The 19,205-nt window shown below is 38.9% G+C and carries 13 protein-coding genes; 3 read left to right on the forward strand and 10 right to left on the reverse strand.

Annotation, left to right across the window (positions count from 1 at the left end; translation table 11 throughout):
* Positions 1-3: 3 nt before the first annotated feature.
* The 10 genes from tldD to R3X26_RS16245 form a co-directional block, all read right to left on the reverse strand.
* Positions 4-1,449: a metalloprotease TldD gene (gene tldD / locus R3X26_RS16200; RefSeq protein WP_317718371.1), complete on the reverse strand. Its 1,446-nt coding sequence runs from the start codon at positions 1,447-1,449 to the stop codon at positions 4-6.
* Positions 1,446-2,282 carry a carbon-nitrogen hydrolase family protein gene (locus tag R3X26_RS16205; protein ID WP_317718372.1) on the reverse strand — a complete coding sequence of 279 codons (837 nt, stop codon included), beginning with the start codon at positions 2,280-2,282 and terminating at the stop codon, positions 1,446-1,448. Before R3X26_RS16205 ends, tldD begins: the two co-directional genes overlap by 4 nt.
* 95 nt (positions 2,283-2,377) lie before the next feature.
* A complete protein-coding gene (locus R3X26_RS16210; RefSeq protein WP_317718373.1) occupies positions 2,378-6,238 on the reverse strand; it encodes a YhdP family protein in 3,861 nt (1,286 codons plus the stop codon).
* Positions 6,239-6,248: 10 nt separating this feature from the next.
* Positions 6,249-7,718 (reverse strand): ribonuclease G, encoded by a 1,470-nt coding sequence (gene rng, locus R3X26_RS16215; RefSeq protein ID WP_317718374.1) that lies wholly within the window; start codon positions 7,716-7,718, stop codon positions 6,249-6,251.
* A gap of 18 nt (positions 7,719-7,736) precedes the next feature.
* The gene (locus R3X26_RS16220) at positions 7,737-8,312 is read right to left on the reverse strand and encodes a Maf family protein (RefSeq protein WP_317718375.1); all 576 of its coding nucleotides are present in this window, start codon (positions 8,310-8,312) and stop codon (positions 7,737-7,739) included.
* A gap of 13 nt (positions 8,313-8,325) precedes the next feature.
* The gene (gene mreD / locus R3X26_RS16225) at positions 8,326-8,796 is read right to left on the reverse strand and encodes a rod shape-determining protein MreD (RefSeq protein WP_317718390.1); all 471 of its coding nucleotides are present in this window, start codon (positions 8,794-8,796) and stop codon (positions 8,326-8,328) included.
* A 7-nt stretch (positions 8,797-8,803) separates the two neighbouring features.
* Complete coding sequence (gene mreC, locus R3X26_RS16230) at positions 8,804-9,712, reverse strand: rod shape-determining protein MreC (protein WP_317718376.1); 909 nt, start codon at positions 9,710-9,712, stop codon at positions 8,804-8,806.
* Positions 9,713-9,745: 33 nt separating this feature from the next.
* On the reverse strand, positions 9,746-10,789 hold the full coding sequence (locus R3X26_RS16235) for a rod shape-determining protein (RefSeq protein ID WP_317718377.1): 1,044 nt from the start codon (positions 10,787-10,789) through the stop codon (positions 9,746-9,748).
* Between the two features lie 220 nt (positions 10,790-11,009).
* Entirely contained in the window at positions 11,010-12,998 is a 1,989-nt protein-coding gene (csrD, locus tag R3X26_RS16240; protein ID WP_317718378.1) for an RNase E specificity factor CsrD, read from the reverse strand.
* Positions 12,999-13,601: 603 nt separating this feature from the next.
* Positions 13,602-14,153 carry a single-stranded DNA-binding protein gene (locus tag R3X26_RS16245; protein ID WP_317718379.1) on the reverse strand — a complete coding sequence of 184 codons (552 nt, stop codon included), beginning with the start codon at positions 14,151-14,153 and terminating at the stop codon, positions 13,602-13,604.
* 297 nt (positions 14,154-14,450) lie between these two features.
* Here R3X26_RS16245 and R3X26_RS16250 point away from each other — a divergent pair, with 297 nt between their 5' ends.
* The 3 genes from R3X26_RS16250 (at position 14,451) to uvrA (ending at position 19,157) form a co-directional block, all read left to right on the forward strand.
* Positions 14,451-15,089, forward strand: coding sequence for a response regulator transcription factor (locus R3X26_RS16250; protein ID WP_317718380.1), 639 nt, complete (start codon positions 14,451-14,453; stop codon positions 15,087-15,089).
* 126 nt (positions 15,090-15,215) lie between these two features.
* On the forward strand, positions 15,216-16,091 hold the full coding sequence (galU, locus tag R3X26_RS16255; RefSeq protein WP_317718381.1) for a UTP--glucose-1-phosphate uridylyltransferase GalU: 876 nt from the start codon (positions 15,216-15,218) through the stop codon (positions 16,089-16,091).
* 207 nt (positions 16,092-16,298) lie between these two features.
* Positions 16,299-19,157, forward strand: a complete 2,859-nt coding sequence (gene uvrA, locus R3X26_RS16260; protein ID WP_317718382.1) for an excinuclease ABC subunit UvrA — start codon at positions 16,299-16,301, stop codon at positions 19,155-19,157.
* Positions 19,158-19,205 lie beyond the last annotated feature (48 nt).

Genomic DNA, 19,205 nt, shown 5'->3' on the forward strand with positions numbered 1-19,205 from the left:
TTGTTACTCTGTGCCACCAACAGTAATCGAATCTAACTTCAAGGTCGGTTGGCCAACACCTACAGGGACACTTTGTCCTGCTTTTCCGCAAACACCGACTCCTTTATCCAGTGATAAATCATTTCCTACCATAGAAACTTGTTGCATTGCTTCGATACCAGATCCAATAAGTGTTGCGCCTTTAACAGGGCGAGTAACTTTACCATTTTCAATCAAATAAGCTTCTGAGGTAGAAAAAACAAATTTACCCGAGGTGATATCAACTTGGCCTCCACCAAAATTAGGAGCGTAAAGTCCTTTTTTAACCGTTGAAATAATCTCTTCTGGGCTATGCTCTCCCGGTAACATATACGTATTAGTCATACGAGGCATAGGTAAATGAGCATATGATTCTCTGCGTCCATTCCCTGTCGGTTTAACGCCCATTAGATGAGCATTGTGCTTATCTTGGATATAACCTTTCAATACGCCATTTTCGATCAAAGTATTGTATTGTCCTTGAACGCCTTCATCATCAATATTCAATGAACCACGACGATTGAGCATTGTTCCATCATCGACAATAGTACAAAGATTCGAGGTCACTTTATCACCAATTTTACCTGAGAATACCGATGATCCTTTTCGGTTGAAGTCACCCTCTAAACCATGTCCAACGGCTTCATGTAATAACACACCAGGCCACCCACCTCCTAACACCACCGGCATTGCGCCCGCTGGCGCAGCGTCGGCTTCTAGATTGACTAATGCTTGTCTTATCGCTTCATCTGCGAATGAAAACGCAACTTTTCGGCCTCCTTGATTATCCAGAAAATGATCGTACCCGTAACGGCCACCACCACCAGAGCTTCCTCGTTCTCTTCTATCACCTTTCATCGCTAAAACACTAATGGAAAGACGAACAAGAGGTCGAATATCAGCAGCATAAGTCCCATCTGTAGCGGCAACTAACACTTGTTCATAAACACCACTTAAACTAACCGACACTTCTTTAACCAAAGGCTCTTTAGTACGAATATACGCATCTAATTCTTTCAGGAGATCTATTTTTTGTTGCTTTTCCAAACTCTCCAACGGATTAACGCTTGAATAACTATTGCTATTTGCTGATTTGCTGAACGTTTTTACTTTACCTGCTTGTCCCTGTTGAGCAATACCTTTAGCCGCAATCGCACTCTGCTTTAAACTGTCGAACTGAACTTGATCTGAATAAGCAAACCCAGTTTTTTCGCCGGTAATGGCTCGTACTCCAACACCGCGATCGATATTAAATGATCCATCTTTAATAATACTGTCTTCCAGTACTAAAGATTCATGCCAACTGGATTGGAAATAAATATCAGCATAATCCACTTGACGAGTAACAATACTAGCTAACGTATCGGCGATATGCTGTTCAGTTAAGCCAGATGGGGCGAGTAAATCATTTTCTACACGATTAATGGTCATTCGTTGCCTTTAATTAGTTTTTGTAATTCTGAGTGAAATCGAGCATGTTTAGACAGCGGCATATTATTTCTAACGGAATCAGTTATTCGATGATCAATATGATCAAGTAAAACACCTACTTCACGACCAAGTTGCTTCGTCACTTTTCCCCAAGGAGAAACAATCATGGAGTGTCCCCATGTTTCCCTTCCACAAGGGTGTTGCCCCGTCTGGGCACTCGCTATAATCCAACATTGAGATTCAATTGCTCGTGCTCTCATTAAAATAGACCAGTGTGCCTCACCAGTGGGAACGGTAAATGCAGCAGGCAGAGAAATAATTTGAGCCCCTTTTGCCGCTAATTCTAAAAATAATTGAGGAAATCGAAGATCGTAACAGATAGCGAGTCCAATTTTTCCTACCGGTGTGTCCACCACCACCACGTCATTACCCGCTTGAAATATTTCTGATTCTCGGTAGCGACCTTGTTTGTCTTCAACATCCGCATCAAACATATGAAGTTTATCGTAATACGCCGTCCGCTCACCGTTACTATTAATAACTAAGCTGGTAGTGCTAATTTTATTACCACGAATAATAGGCATACTACCAACGACTAACCAAAGGTTATACTGCTTAGCCATTGCCGATAACTGTTGCTGAACAATGCCGGTATCTAATGGCTCAGCATGAAGCCTATAGTCCGCCTTAGAACCGAAAACGAGACAATTTTCAGGCATAAGCACGAGCTGAGCACCATCTTTAGCCAGTTGTTTCAGTTGAACATCAATAAAAGCCACGTTTTTTTCTGGTTCAGAGCCAGATGTCATCTGAATGATACCAATACTATTCATAGTACTTCCTGTTTTTATTCAACATGATTAACTAATGACGACTTTAACTGCCCATGATTTCTATTAACTATCACAGTATATTACTCATGATATAATTAACGGCTACCGCTCGGTAACTTATATTCACCTTTACTTCTAGAAAGCTCTTTGACTTCTGGTGAGTCCAGTGTTCCTACTATTTGATAGCGAATTTTCGTAAACACATCAACCACAGGCGAAATAACAGTAGAAATAGCAAAAACAACAATAGCAGTTTGTGGAGCGACTGCAAAAGCCGTGAGTACTGGAATACCCGAGGTGAGATCAGGCGTAAATTCAACTTCAGCATCCACTATATTGTTATTCAAGTCAGCCATACCACGGATAAGCATCTCACCTGCAGTGGCATCCATTTCTAGATTGTTAGTGACAAAAACGCCCTTTTCCATTTTACCGGAGCCCGTAATATGACTAAATGCCAAGCCTTTATCAAACACGTCGGTAAAATCAAGTTGCATCTTTCTTATGATAGAATCTAAGCTAAACATACCAAGAAACTTTGCTGCGTTCCCTGCTCCAGAAATAATACCTTTGCCAAATTTAGCCGTCATATCTCCATTTAACGTATCAACTTGCATTGACCAGGGCGCACCGTTCCAAGATAAATGAGATGTCATTTCAAAAGGTGCTTTCTGAATTCCAGACCGAATACCAAAACGTTCTAATAATTCGGTATTATTTTCACCTTTCATCGACATATCTATTGAAGATTGACTAATATCCTCATTTAATTCCCACCAACCTTTAGCATTAATCTGACTTTTACCACTATTGATAGCAATATTATTCCAATTGATCCGCTTCCCTTTGCGTTGCAAATCAATATCAACCGTTCCTACCTTATAACCTTGCAACCAAAAATCTTGAATATTTAATGTTAAATTAGGTATCAATTGATGAAAACTTCTATCAAATTCACTGATAAGTGGCGCTTGTTCATCCGCTCGAAATACCAATTTTTCTGGCGATTCACTATCTAGAGAAGGTATAAAGACATGTAAAGTATCTAGCGCAACAGTCAGGTCATAAGGCGCTAAATACTTTGCTTGGCCTTTTACTTCAGCACTTTCTATATCAATTAACCAAGATAAATTCTTTTTTCTTGCACTAAATTCAACATGATTCCAGTCCAGAGTCGCGAAAGTCAATTTATCGGTAGATATATCCACTCTTTGAGGCATGGGAATGTCTGGAGTATTCATTTGACTTAAACGTGACTCTTGATTCTTAGAGCCGTGTTGTCCTATGAGAGATAGCCAACTATCAAGATCAAAGGTGGGCATTCTGATATTTATATCATGACCAACAATCGGGCTAACTTTGAAGCCTCCTTTTCCTACCAGTAAACTCGTTGCTTCCAATATAGGTGTTTTACCAGTGATATCTATCTGCGCTTGATATTTCACATCAGGTAACTGTAATCGAGCCGAAATACTCTGTTGATTACCTGATGCTTGTAGCTGTAGTGAACTTTTTTTACCCAATGCTTTTTCTAATGGAACAGGATACTGACTAGAAATAAATTCTAAATTAGCCGAACTATCGAGTTGATAAGTAAATCCTACATCATTGAGTTGTAGATCTATTCCCATGTTCCAAGGGGCGTAACCTTGTACTTTTTCAGTCCATGAGCCTAGGTAAGGTGTTAATGGTTCTACATCCCAATGTCCTACAATATCTATACCCACTGAATACAAGGATTGTAAACTCTCACCTTTAAAGTCTAATGATATAGGTTGTTCTAGTAAGTAAGCGGATAAACCTGAAGTACTAACAATATCATTATCAAACGTAATTCTACCCGTCGCTTGCTTTAATTCCATCGGAGGAGATTCAATATTGATATGATTCTTATTGAGATCAGCAAATCCCCACGCTCTAGTAGGGATATCGGTATCAAATGGGATTTTGAGTTGGAATTCTGAACTAACATCACCAGAAACTTTAACCGCGGTTAAGGCAGCACCAACTGAGTTAACCAAAGGCGTTGCCATCATATAATCACGGACAGCTTGACCTTTACCAACCGCTTTCGCTTTAATTTCAACTGCGCCACTTGGACCAAGATGTTGTATTTGACCAGTAATTCGCTGCGCTTTTACGCCATTGAGTTTTGCTGATTGAGAATCTAAATACATAGAATCGTTCTCAAATAGCAAATCCAACTGCATATCAGTAATCGTTGGCCAATGGGTATCAAAGCTAAATTTAGCTTGTTGTAACCCAACGTGAACCTGAAATATGCCATCATTTGTTTGATAAGGAAATTCACTAAGTGGACCGTACCAAATTATCTTGGCGTTATTAGCCTTACCACCTTGAATCGCGGTCGATAAATAATTGGTTAAATCTTGCCCCAGAGCTCGAGTCGGTAAATAGCGCCAAGTTTCACCAGCATTATAAACATCCGCTTCAGCATATAAAGAAAGAAAAGCAGCTGAGTTATGAGGAAAGTCGAGTCTAAATTCGCCTTGAGCTTGAATATCAGGCGTCGCTACCGATATTTTGTCAGACCAAAGACGCCAACCATTTTGCCCATCTGTTGCTAAATGAATCCGTAATTCGCCGTTTTTAATGCGCAGAGGAGCCTGAAAGACATCACCATAAGGAACAATATCATCTATAAGGGTTACATGAGCTGATAACCCCGATTCATTACCAACAACGCTTGCTTGTAAATCATGAACTTCTGGCAATAACTCCCAGTTCTGTATCTCTCCATTAGTAATAGAAGCAGAATAAGAAAGAGATTTATCAGCTTTGTCTTGTGATATTCTTAAATCTTCAACTAAAGCTTTCGGTTGCAATCTTGAAAGCCATAATTGTAGTTGATCGGAGTTAGGGATCAGAGTAACTAATGGCTTTAGCGCAGCTAATTCAAGTTGAGAGACATTAAATGTCCATTGATTCGGTACCGATTCAAACACAAGATCCATATTCGGCCATTCATATTCGTCGGTTCTAATGCGTAGCGAGTGCCCACTAACTTTCCAACCATTATCACTTAATGAAGGTGTTAATTTAAATACGCCTTCTTCAGCGACAAGTAAGTGCTCACTTTGGTCTTGCCAGCTTAATTCTGACGGTAAAAGAGCGACATAAGCATTCACAGGATTATTATTTTTCACGCTAAACCAGCTATTAAAACTGATATTTCCGCCGGTTATTCCTGTTTCTTTTATCCATTCATTAGTTAACCAAGGTGTAACTCTAATGTTACGAGCCTGAAGAAAAAAATCGCCTGATACATTTCTGATTGAACCATTATCGTCGAAGTCAGCTTTTACCACTAAGCTGTTAATATGAGTGCCTACTACACTAACCGAGCCTTCTACTCTGTGATTGTGATCTTTATTACGCCATTTTAATTGCTCAATATCTAACGTTCTAATGTCGCCATCATAAGTTTGATAGGTAATAAAAGAATCTAATAAATTAAAATCTTTTAACTGACGAAAAAAAAGTTTTTCAACCTGAGCAATGCCTGAATTATTTTTGTTTGAGGAGCTATTTGGCGAAGTATCAGATTTAAATACGTTAATATTACTGATATCCAGATGAAGGCCTTTTAAATTTAATGACGCAATTTTGGGCTCTAAAGTGATGATTGATTTAATTAAGTCAAACTCTAACTCGACCTCATTAATATCAAAGGCGATATTTTGGTCAGAAATACGCGGAACATTTAATTTTTTTAATGATATAGAAGGGTGAGTATTACGCCAATAGCCTTTTACTTCACCTATTTCAAATGGTATGCCAGAAATTTCTTCAACGATATGACTGATTTCAGTTTGAAAGTAATCTAATTTAGGGAGAGCAACACGCAAGCTAGTAACAGCAATGGCTAAAAATACCATCACTATCACTATCAACCATAGTATTAATTTGCTGCTTTTCGTTGCGAATGAAGCCACATATACCCCGTTACATCATGACGACATCAAACTGCTCTTGAACATAAAGAGGTTCTGCCTGTATTTTTACTTGCTTACCAATGAATACCTCTAACTCAGCAAGAGCATGAGATTCTTCACCTTCTAACGTTTCAGCCACTGCAGGAGAAGCATAAACAACAAATTTATCCGCTTCATATGCACGGTTAACTCTTGTCACCTCACGTAGCACTTCATAACAAACGGTATCAACAGTTTTAACTGAACCACGACCTTCACAAGTTGGACATTTTGAACAGAGAATATGTTCAATACTTTCTCGAGTTCTTTTTCTTGTCATCTCAACCAAGCCCAAATTAGTAAAACCATTGATATTCGTTTTAACTCTATCAACGGAAAGGGCTTGTTCTAGTGAAGCAACAACTCGTGAACGATGATCTTCAGACATCATGTCGATGAAATCGATAATAATAATACCACCAAGATTTCTTAATCTTAGTTGCCTAGCAATAGCTTGAGTCGCTTCAATATTAGTATTGAATATTGTTTCTTCTAAGTTCCTACGACCAACAAATGCGCCAGTGTTGATGTCAACCGTCGTCATTGCTTCTGTCTGATCTATGATTAGATACCCACCTGACTTCAATTCAACCTTTCGATCAAGAGATCGTTGAATTTCATTTTCGGCATCAAACATATCAAAAATAGGTTTATCGCCTTCATAAAGAGCCAGTTTTTCGGTCAATTCAGGGACAAATTCAGAGGTGAATTCCTTTAGCGTTTCAAATACTAATCTGGAATCAATTTGAATACGCGTCAACTCTGTACCCACGAAGTCACGTAAAATTCGCTGCGAAAGACCAAGTTCGCCATATAGGGTCGAACGAGTTTTATATTTCACTCGTCGTTCGCCAACTTTTTTCCATAATCGCTTTAAGAAAATCGCATCTTGAGCGAGCTCTTTTTCATCCGCTCCTTCCGCTGCTGTACGAATAATAAAGCCGCCATCTTCATCACAATATTCCATGACGGTTTTTTTAAGCCTATCTCGTTCATTTTCGCTATCAATACGTTGAGATACACCAACATGGCTTGCCCCTGGCATGAAAACAAGATAACGAGAAGGAAGGGTAATATCGGTGGTTAATCTAGCGCCTTTTGTTCCTAAAGGATCTTTAACAACTTGAACAACAATATCTTGTCCTTGGCGAACTAATTCGGAAATATCTCTCACTTGAAATTGTTGCTTCTCGTTTTCAGCAACGCATTCAGTATGAGGTACAATATCTGATGCATGTAGAAAAGCAGCTTTATCTAAGCCTATATCTACAAAGGCGGCTTGCATTCCCGGTAAAACGCGAGATACTCTCCCTTTATAAATATTACCTACAATACCTCGGCAAGATTCACGCTCAATATGAACTTCTTGGAGGATCCCTCCTTCAATCATAGCGACTCTTGTTTCACTTGGTGTAACGTTTATTAACAACTCTGCACTCATGAGAGTACCCTCATTAAGCTAAAAAAATTCTTGCAGGAGCTGATCCGTTTCAAAAAGAGGTAAACCAACTACAGCGTAGTAGCTTCCTTCTATACGTGAGACAAATCGCCCACCTAAACCTTGAATCCCGTAGCTGCCAGCTTTATCGCATGGTTCGCCTGTTTGCCAGTATTGCTCTATTTCTTCTTCAGTCAAAACCTTAAACCATACATCCGTTACTACTACATTCGATTTGATTTTATTTTTATGTAATACGGTAACAGCGGTTAAAACTTGATGTTTTCTTCCTGACAAGGCCAACAGCATTCTTTTTGAATCTTGTAAATCTATCGGCTTCTCTAATACTTGCTCTTCTAGTACTACAACGGTATCAGACCCTAAAACTATTTCATTGCCGTCAGTTAGTTGAGATCCAATTATTAATTCAGCACCAGCTTTTGCTTTTTGATACGACAATCTTAAAACATAATCTTTGGCTGATTCTTTCTCTTGTCGGCACTCTTCAATATCAGGCAAAACAACATCGAAGGTGTACCCTGCTTGTTGCAATAATTCACTTCGGCGTGGAGAGCCAGATGCAAGATAAAGTTTCATTATTCTATGCTCTTTATTTGATATACCAATGTCGACGAACTCTTCTTAGTAATAAAAACAACCAAGGCCATAAAATACAATTAATTAAGCCAGACCACAGCAACATAGGATTAAACGTTACATCTTGAATAAGATACTCTCCGCCAAATTCTAAGAATTTGGCAAAAATGCTAACCACACCGATAAAAATGGCTTGCTGCCATAGCGCCATATTACGCAAAACTAAGAAATTAACTGCTACAACAAAAACAGCAGTCGCCATAACAATACCGCGAATACCTAAAGTTGAACCTAGCAGCAGATCCCATATCAATCCAAGAACTAACCCTGTACCAACATTTACTCGATGAGGAAGCGCGAGTACCCAATAAAAAGTTACTAACAATAGCCACGATGGACGAAATAAATCCAAACCGCCCGGCCAAGGAATAGTCTGTAATATTAGAGCAACAAGAAATGTGAACCAAATAACCGATTTACCCATAAAAAAATTACTCACTACTGGTTATTTCTTGGTCAAAATGTTGACCGCCGTTTGACGTGATATCATTGCTCGATGAAAGGACTTGTTGCTGCCTATTTTCATTTGGCCATACCAATAATAAATATCGTAACCGATCAAATGCGACCACTGGACTTGCTTCAATTTTGGCAAACTGACGACTATTATCATTATCAACAGCAGAAACATAGGCTACAGGATACCCCTCTGGATACAAGCCCCCCAAACCTGAACTAACTAATAAATCTCCAACTTGAATATCAGTACTCAAAGAAATATGTTCTAAATAAATCGAATTAAGATCGCCACTTCCTGAGGCAATAACTCGAATATCATTACGAACAACTTGTACCGGAATTGAATTACTCGAATCAACAAGCAAAAGGACTCTAGAATTGTGTGCAGCAACAAAGGTCACTTGACCTACAATACCATTTTCATTGATAACAGGCTGACCAACATACACTCCGTCAGTATGTCCCTTATCTATCACAACTTGATGGCGATAATGAGATGAATCGACTGCCATCACCTCTGTTACCACTTTTTTCTCATCTCGTATAAAGGGGGAACCGAGTAGTTTACGTAAGCGCTTATTTTCTTCTTGATATTGACTCAATAAACCTAAGTCACTCTTTAACAGTAACACTTCGCGTTTAAGAGAAGCATTACTCGCGATCAGTTGTTGCCTTGAATTAAATCTTTCATAAATACCATCAAACATCGTTCTCGGTAAATCTGCTGCATATTGGATGGGAGCGACAGCACTATTGAGTATGTATCGAACGGGGGCGAAAGTATCAAGACGACTATCAGCCAACATTAAGCTGGCTGATAGTGTTATTGCGAAGAATAGGCGCAATTGCAGAGAAGGGCCTCTGCCAAATATTGGTTTCATTACATTTTACCCATTCGTACCGGACAAATGGACTTATTCTTCACTGAACAGGTCACCACCATGCATATCAATCATTTCAAGCGCTTTACCACCCCCACGAGCAACACAAGTGAGGGGATCTTCAGCAATAACAACTGGAATACCAGTTTCTTCCATTAGCAGACGATCGATATCTTTTAGCAAAGCCCCCCCTCCTGTTAATACCATTCCATTTTCGGAAATATCCGCAGCGAGTTCTGGAGGACATTGCTCGAGTGCAACCATGACGGCAGAAACTATACCGGTGAGTGGTTCTTGAAGTGCTTCCAAGATTTCATTTGAATTAAGAGTAAAACTACGAGGAACCCCTTCCGCCAGATTACGTCCACGAACTTCAATTTCAGCCACATCATCACCAGGGTAAGCAGAACCGATGACATGTTTAATTTTTTCTGCGGTCGCTTCGCCAATCAAACTACCATAGTTACGACGAACGTAGTTTATAATAGCCTCATCAAAACGGTCACCACCGATACGTACCGATGAAGAATAAACCACATCGTTTAGTGAAATAACCGCGACTTCTGTTGTACCACCGCCAATATCAATAACCATAGAACCGGTTGGTTCTGATACTCTTAAGCCAGCACCAATCGCTGCAGCCATAGGTTCATCAATCAAATAAACCTCACGAGCTCCTGCGCCTAAAGCTGACTCCCGAATCGCTCTACGCTCAACTTGTGTTGAACCACAAGGGACACATACCAACACTCTAGGGCTTGGCTTGAGCACGCTGTTATCATGCACTTGTTTAATAAAGTGCTGTAACATTTTTTCCGTCACATAGAAATCGGCAATAACGCCATCTTTCATAGGACGAATAGCTGAAATAGAACCAGGAGTACGCCCCAGCATTTGCTTGGCTTCATGGCCAACGGCCGCCACGCTTTTTGCTGTACCAGCACGTTTTTGACTGATTGCGACTACTGAAGGTTCATCAAGAACAATTCCTTGCCCTTTGACATAAATTAAAGTGTTTGCGGTACCCAGATCAATTGATAGGTCATTTGAAAACATACCACGAAGTTTCTTAAACATATTCTTCGCTCATTTGCGTAACATTAGAAGACAAAAATTGCACTAAATGTACCAATGCATTGCCATTACAGCAAGGTATTGCGGCATAAACATGGGATTAATCTCTATTTTTCTCATCTGAGCCTGATTTACACCCTATTTTACAGGCGAATTAGCTTTAAAATACTTACACTGCCACAAGTCACTCCAAAAGATCATAGGTGACCCTGCATTTTTACTTTCAATATTTTTTGCGCCAGCGATTTCTACCACCCACTTGTACTTTAGGTGCTTCTGGCTTAGGAATGAATTGCTTTTCGGCCTGAAACATTCTTCCTTGTCCTCCATCAACGCCTAATTCAAGTAAACAGTTCCAATCTTTAACCTGTTCCACTCCAACTGCTATAACGCGTGTTTTCGTTCCTTCACATGCTCCAATTAAACTTCTTATGAATAACTGATTCTCTTGCCTTTTATCGATGTTTTTCACTAAGCTTCGGTGTAATTTTAAATAATTAACATCGAGTTCTTCAATGTAATGTGTGCTGGTTATTGTGCGTCCAGCCTGCTCAACAATAACCACGCATTCTAAGGCCGAAAGCATTCGAATAACGGGACGAATATAATCTATATTATCCACTAACTGGCCTTCGACAAATTCAAAGCTCAATTTACGACGAGTTGCAGCGGTTAATTGCAATAATTCATCTCTCATCCATCTAAGGTTAGCCTTATCTTTAAAAGATTGGACATGCAAGTTTATGGAATAGTGCGAACTAAAAGTTCGGCCTTTAAGATAGGTTAAAATCGTTTTAACTACGATTTGGTCCATGTAAGATTGATAACCAACCTGTTCAATAGCTGACATGAATCTTGATGCTTTAAGGATACTGACACCATCATCTATTCGAGCAAAAAGTTCATTATGTAACAAGGTGCTTTTATTTAATGACGCATCATATAAATAACACGGCTGCTCAAAAATCAATACTTTTCCATTAGCAAAAGACTTATCGAATAATGTACGCCACCTTACTGTGCCTCGCTGATCAACAACCACTTGCTTTTTATCAAATCGGCTCCAATTATTAATGCCTTGTAATTGAGCACTTTTTAGCGCCGTTTCCATCTCATTGACGATTTGACCTACACGCTCACCTTCTGAGTACATCGTGATCCCTACATGACACCAATTATCTTGGTCCATAGAATCTAGTGTTGGCATTTTCTCTAACTGTCGCACGCATTGATTGGCAAGAACGGAAATGTCTTTATTATTTTGATGAGGGATTAAAACAGAAAATTCATTTTCATCGTATCTAGAAAATACAAAATCTGGGAAACGCTGAACAACACTTGAAATCACGTTAGCAACTTCAACGATAAATTCATCGCACCTTTGCTTGTCTATTTTTTCGCTAACTTTATCCCAATCGTAAATTCGAAATAATAATACAGCCCCTGTCGCGCCACTTTCTTGTAGAGCAGACTCTAATTTAGAAAAGAACAACACTCTATTAGCCGATCCAGTCAGTTGATCTAAAAAAGTATGGCTACGGATAAAGGTATCGAAACGACTTCGTTCCAACCGTGCTTCTCGTAGCTCAGCAATTAAAACATCCAGAGCCTCACTGGTTGTATATGGCCACTCCTGATCATCGCCTTTAGCATATTGCGACATTCTTCCAGCAAGAATCATTCTTCCACGCTCCTCTAAAAGTTCTGATCCTTTTAGTTGTATTTTCAACCAACTAACTCCTTGAAATAAAAAGAACAAAACTAGAGCAATGGCTAATGACACCGAGGATAACGCACTAAAAGAGTGACTTTGTTCTAAATACGGTGATAAGGCTTTAATAGTAATCGAAAATTCAGGGTTACTTAGTAATGGATAGGATTTTTCATACAAATTCAGGCCATCTATTTCAATGGTAGCGTCGGCATAGCTATAGATAACATCATCGGCAGAAAATAATGTTAACTCAACAATATTATTTGCTTGAGATAGCAGTGGTAGCCATCGTTCAATACTATTGAGATTGTTATCTGTTTCTAATGATTGATCAATTACCGAGACAATCCCTTCAACCTGTTGGTTAAAGTATTCTTGCCCAATGTTTTTAAAAGTAAGAGTGCCACCCACAAACAAAATAAACATCGCCCCAATGACGATGATAGTGACAAAAGCAGTAAGCCTGGTACTTAACTTAAGAGTCGGGGTATAACGCATGAATAGTAAAATCCTTTTAACTATTTAATTTTAGTCCCTTATATTAGGCCGTTCCTTGATAACTAGCCGCTATTGGATAGAGTTGAATCTATTGTTCAATCCTTGATAAATAATACCCTTAAACTCAACCAATAACTGTGCCTAAAGTAAATAATGCAACGTTAGGCTATAAATAGATAGAAAATAAATGATCTGTTTTCTTTTTGATAATAGGCAAAAAAAGCGCATATAGAAAATATAGAAAGTTCACTTTATCTGCATTCGGTCGATATAGTGAGATGTTTTAGTCCGACTTAAATGCCCTGCTAAATGACTCTTTCTTTCACTCCAATCCAGACAACATTTACACAAAAGCCTTTTTGCCCTTGCTAAATCAATTAAAATCCACACCTAACTTATTAAAGTTAAATTGCCCTTTTTCCGTTAATTTAACATGCTCGTTAACTTCTTTTTATCCAGTTATTGCTAATTAGAGCATCAAGTAATTTGCACATAAATAATATAAATATTGATTGAAAATACACATTTTTTTGTTAACAAACAAAAGAAAGCCGCTAATAGCGGCTTCTAATGTACTTTCAACACTTTTAATTTATATAAGATCTAGAACGGTATATCGTCATCAAAATCCATTGGTGGTTCGTTGTATTGAGGTTGCGACTGTTGAGGTGCTTGTTGTGGCGCTCTTTGAGCTGGAGCTTGTTGCGGCGGTGTTTGAGCTTGTTGCACAGGTTGCTGAGGTTGCCCCCAATTGCTCTGCTGTTGAGCTGGTTGTCCACCACCCATAGCTTGAGTGCCTCCTTGACGACCCCCTAACATTTGCATGACACCATTAAAACCTTGAACCACAACTTCAGTCGTATAGCGATCTTGGCCACTCTGATCTTGCCATTTACGCGTTTGAAGCTGGCCTTCAATATACACTTGTGAACCTTTACGTAGGTATTCACCAGCAACTTCTGCCAACTTGCCAAATAGAGCAACTCTATGCCACTCGGTTTTCTCTCTTTGCTCACCTGTTGCTTTATCTCTCCAGCTTTCTGATGTAGCAATAGTAATATTCGCCACAGCACTGCCACTAGGCATATAACGAACTTCTGGATCGCCACCCAAGTTGCCAACCAAAATTACTTTGTTTATTCCACGGCTCGCCATGATCTGCTCCGTCTAAGTGTTCATCAAAATATAAGGCGACAAGAATACCATGAACGTTGATAGTCTCAACCTTTCTTACTCTCAAAACTAATCTAGAGTATGGAATAAAGAAAAACGAACCAACATAATTAGCTTTAACTCTTTCGGGTTACTCCACATTTCAATGAAAGACACCTCGTAATTCTTTCTTAATAAATCAATGTGATACGCATAAATCAACACCTCAAAAAAATACACCATGACACAGAATGAGTAGCTAAGATAAGGTGAAAAACAATTCCATTTGATAAAGAAAGCATGATGAAAAATAACATCAACGTGATTTGTGTCAAAAATACCAGTACTTACTCTGAATGCCTTCTAAGATATTTAAAGAAACGCCGAACTATTAACTATCAGGTCGTCACTAGTGACGATATAGAACAGTTGTCCTTAGATAAAGAAAGCTGTTTGTATTTTATCGAATTCAATAACGCTGTCATGTTATATAAACAAATTGAAAGGCTTACAGGATTGAACCAACAGTGCTTTATTATTGTTTATGATGCCCCGATCAACATACGCACTTCAACACTAATACCATTGGGTCGCCTTAAAGGATACTTTTTCTCGGACATATCTAATAAACAATTTCTATCTGGAATAGAGGCTATATTTTCAGGGAAAAATCAGTTGCCAAAAAATATTTCGTCTCAATTAATTGAATACTATCAATCTTTGATTGTTCGTTTTAATCAACCATACAGCACTGAGCTCACTCCAAGAGAAATTGTTGTTTTGGAGTATCTACGCTCGGGCCTATCTAACAACAAACTAGCAGATGAACTTTTTATCAGCGAACATACTGTTAAATCTCATCTGTATAAAATTTTCAAAAAGCTAAGTGTTTCTAATAGAACTCAAGCGATAGCTTGGGCTCATCGATACCTTCCTTAAGTCGTCAAGCTCAATCTGAATTTTTTCCAACTATTGAGACTGTACCAGCCAATAATACGCAATTGTCATATTGCTATGGTATTCTATGACCAATAATAACGAAAATCATTCTGTAAAGGATTATCTATGATAAAAAAATGTCTTTTCCCGGCAGCTGGCTACGGTACACGCTTTTTACCTGCAACAAAATCTATGCCCAAAGAGATGATGCCAGTAGTCAATAAACCTCTGATTGAATATGGTGTTGATGAAGCAATTGAAGCAGGGTTAGATGGCATGTGTATTGTCACTGGTCGCGGAAAAAATACCCTAATCGACCACTTTGATAAAAACTATGAGCTTGAACAGCAAATTAATGGGACCAATAAAGAAGAGTTGCTTGGTGATATTCGTAGAATCATGGAATCAGCTAATTTTACTTATATCAGACAACGAGAAATGAAAGGCCTTGGTCATGCAATACTAACCGGTAAACAATTAATCGGTGATGCACCATTCGCAGTCGTTCTTGCTGATGACCTTTGTGTTAATGAAGAAGGTCAAGGGGTATTGTCACAAATGGTTGCCCTGTATAAACAGTTCCGCTGTTCAATCGTTGCAGTACAAGAAGTGCCAAAAGAAGACATTCATAAGTACGGGGTCATCTCTGGCGAAATGATAAAAGATGATATATTTCGTGTTGATGACATGGTTGAAAAACCTGAGCCAGGTACCGAGCCAAGTAACTTAGCGATTATCGGTCGTTATATTTTAACTCCAGACATTTTTGATATCATTGAAAATACTAATCCAGGGAAAGGTGGTGAAATACAAATCACTGATGCACTTTTACAACAAGCTAAATCAGGATGTGTGCTAGCTTATAAATTTAAAGGTCGCCGTTTCGATTGTGGAAGCGTTGATGGTTATATTGAAGCAACCAATTATTGTTACGAAAATCAATATCAGAAAAACGAACAAAAAGTAGAATTGGATAAACACACAACTGAAAAAACTAAGTAACTAAGTAACTAAGTAACTAAGTAACTAAGTAACTAAGTAACTAAGTAACTAAGTAACTAAGTAACTAAGTAACCTAACCATAAAGAAAATGCTGCCAACTAGGCAGCATTTTCTTTATTTACTTTAACTGTTTTTTTATACAGTAATCATTGCAGATAATTTTGACTGTGCGATACTTGAAAAATTGCAAGTAAAACGAGCAGAATAATGGATAAGATAGAAGTCCGCGGGGCGAGAACCCATAACCTTAAGAACATCAATTTAATTATTCCTAGAGATAAACTTACCGTTATCACGGGTTTATCTGGTTCAGGAAAATCCTCTTTAGCATTTGATACTCTTTATGCGGAAGGCCAACGACGGTACGTAGAATCGCTTTCAGCTTATGCTCGGCAGTTTCTCTCTTTGATGGAAAAACCGGATGTTGATCATATTGAAGGGCTATCACCCGCGATATCTATCGAACAAAAGTCTACTTCTCATAATCCCCGTTCAACGGTCGGAACCATTACCGAAGTTTATGACTATTTGCGTCTTCTTTACGCTCGGGTTGGCGAACCTCGCTGCCCTCTTCATCAGGTTCCACTTACAGCTCAAACCGTTAGCCAAATGGTAGATAAAGTTCTAGAACTCCCAGAAGGCTCTAAACTTATGTTACTTGCACCGGTAGTAAAAGAGCGTAAAGGCGAACACACTAAAACCTTGGAAAATTTAGCGGCACAAGGCTTTATTCGCGCCCGTATTGATGGCGAGACTTGCGATCTTTCCGATCCACCATCTTTGGAATTACATAAAAAACATACTATCGAAGTAGTCGTTGACCGCTTTAAGGTAAGAGATGATCTTCAGCAAAGATTAGCAGAGTCTTTTGAAACATCCTTGGAACTATCGGGTGGCATTGCCATCATTTGCTGGATGGATAAACAAGATAAACAAGATATTATTTTTTCAGCTAATTTTGCTTGTCCACACTGTGGTTATAGTATGCAAGAATTAGAGCCAAGGCTATTTTCTTTTAATAACCCAGCAGGTGCATGTCCAACTTGCGACGGTTTGGGAATACAACAATATTTTGATCCTAGTCGAGTCATTTTAGACGATACGCTCAGTGTCGCAGAAGGTGCAATAAAAGGATGGGATCAGAAAAATTATTACTATTTTCAAATGTTGAATTCATTAGCTGAACATTACCAATTTGACTTATTTTCGCCTTTTAATTCTTTACCAAAAAAAATCCAAGATACCATCTTAAAAGGATCTGGGAAAACTGAAATTGAATTCAAATATATCAATGACCGAGGCGATATACGCGTAAAACGGCATCCATTTGAAGGGATCTTAAATACATTAGAAAGGCGATATCGTGAGACTGAATCGAACTCGGTACGGGAAGATTTAGCCAAGTATATTTCAACTAAATCATGTACCAGCTGCAATGGCACACGGCTAAGAACCGAAGCTAGAAATGTATTTATAGAAAACACACCTTTGCCCGATATTGTAGAAATGAGTATTAGCGATGCAATGGCTTTTTTCTCAAACCTCTCATTAACCGGACAAAAAGCACAAATAGCTGAAAAGGTCATGAAAGAGATAGGAGATCGTCTAAACTTTCTCGTTAATGTCGGTCTTAATTATCTCAATCTTTCGAGAAGTGCAGAAACACTTTCAGGTGGAGAAGCACAGCGAATTAGATTAGCTAGCCAAATTGGTGCCGGCTTAGTTGGAGTAATGTATGTACTCGATGAGCCTTCTATTGGACTCCACCAGCGAGACAATGAACGCTTATTGAAAACCTTGACTCATTTACGAGATTTGGGCAACACCGTACTAGTTGTAGAGCATGATGAAGATGCAATGCGATCTGCAGACCATGTTATTGATATAGGCCCAGGGGCTGGCATCCATGGTGGTCATGTAGTAGCAGAAGGCACTATGCAACAAATTATTGATACACCAGAATCACTTACTGGTCAGTACCTTAGTGGTGTAAAAGAGATAAGTATTCCTCAAAAGAGAACGCCTAAAGATCCGAAAAAAACAGTCGAGCTTATTGGGGCTTCGGGTAACAATCTTAAAGAGGTAACCCTTTCATTGCCTGTCGGTTTATTTACTTGTATCACAGGTGTGTCTGGATCGGGTAAATCTACCTTAATTAACGATACCTTTTATAAAATCGCACAAACCTATCTAAATGGTGCGACAACCGTAGAGCCTGCTGCTTACAAAAAAATTAATGGTTTACAACACTTCGATAAAGTAATCGATATCAATCAGAGCCCTATAGGACGAACTCCTCGTTCAAACCCAGCCACCTACACAGGGATTTTCACACCAATTCGAGAATTGTTTGCAGGTACACAAGAAGCCCGTTCAAGAGGTTATAAACCAGGCCGATTTAGCTTTAATGTTCGCGGAGGACGTTGTGAAGCATGTCAGGGGGATGGTGTTATAAAAGTAGAAATGCATTTTCTTCCAGATGTTTATGTTCCGTGTGATATCTGTAAAGGAAAGCGTTATAACCGTGAAACGTTAGAAGTTCGCTACAAAGGAAAATCTATTGATGAGGTTCTACAGATGACGGTGGAGGATGCTAGAGAGTATTTTGCACCAGTTCCTGTTATTGCTAGAAAATTACAAACGTTGATCGATGTAGGTTTGTCTTATATCCGTTTGGGCCAAGCGGCTACAACACTGTCTGGAGGAGAAGCTCAAAGAGTGAAACTTGCCAAAGAGCTCTCTAAACGCGATACCGGTCAAACTCTTTATATATTAGACGAACCTACTACAGGCTTACATTTTCACGATATACAACAACTACTGACGGTATTACATAGGTTGAGAGATCATGGCAACACTGTAGTTGTTATTGAGCATAATTTAGATGTAGTAAAAACGGCTGATTGGGTCGTTGATCTTGGGCCAGAAGGTGGACAAGGTGGAGGTGAAATTATAGCTGAAGGAACACCAGAAGAGGTGGCTAAGGTAAAAGGATCGCATACTGCTAGATTCTTGAAACCAATGCTCAAAGCAAAAAAAAATAGTAATAGCGGTAACTTATCTTAATTTTGCAATCTCATTTGTCTTACTAAATTCGAAGCAGGGTTGCAAAAT

The organism is Vibrio sp. TH_r3 (assembly GCF_033101115.1).
Classification (GTDB): Bacteria; Pseudomonadota; Gammaproteobacteria; order Enterobacterales; family Vibrionaceae; genus Vibrio.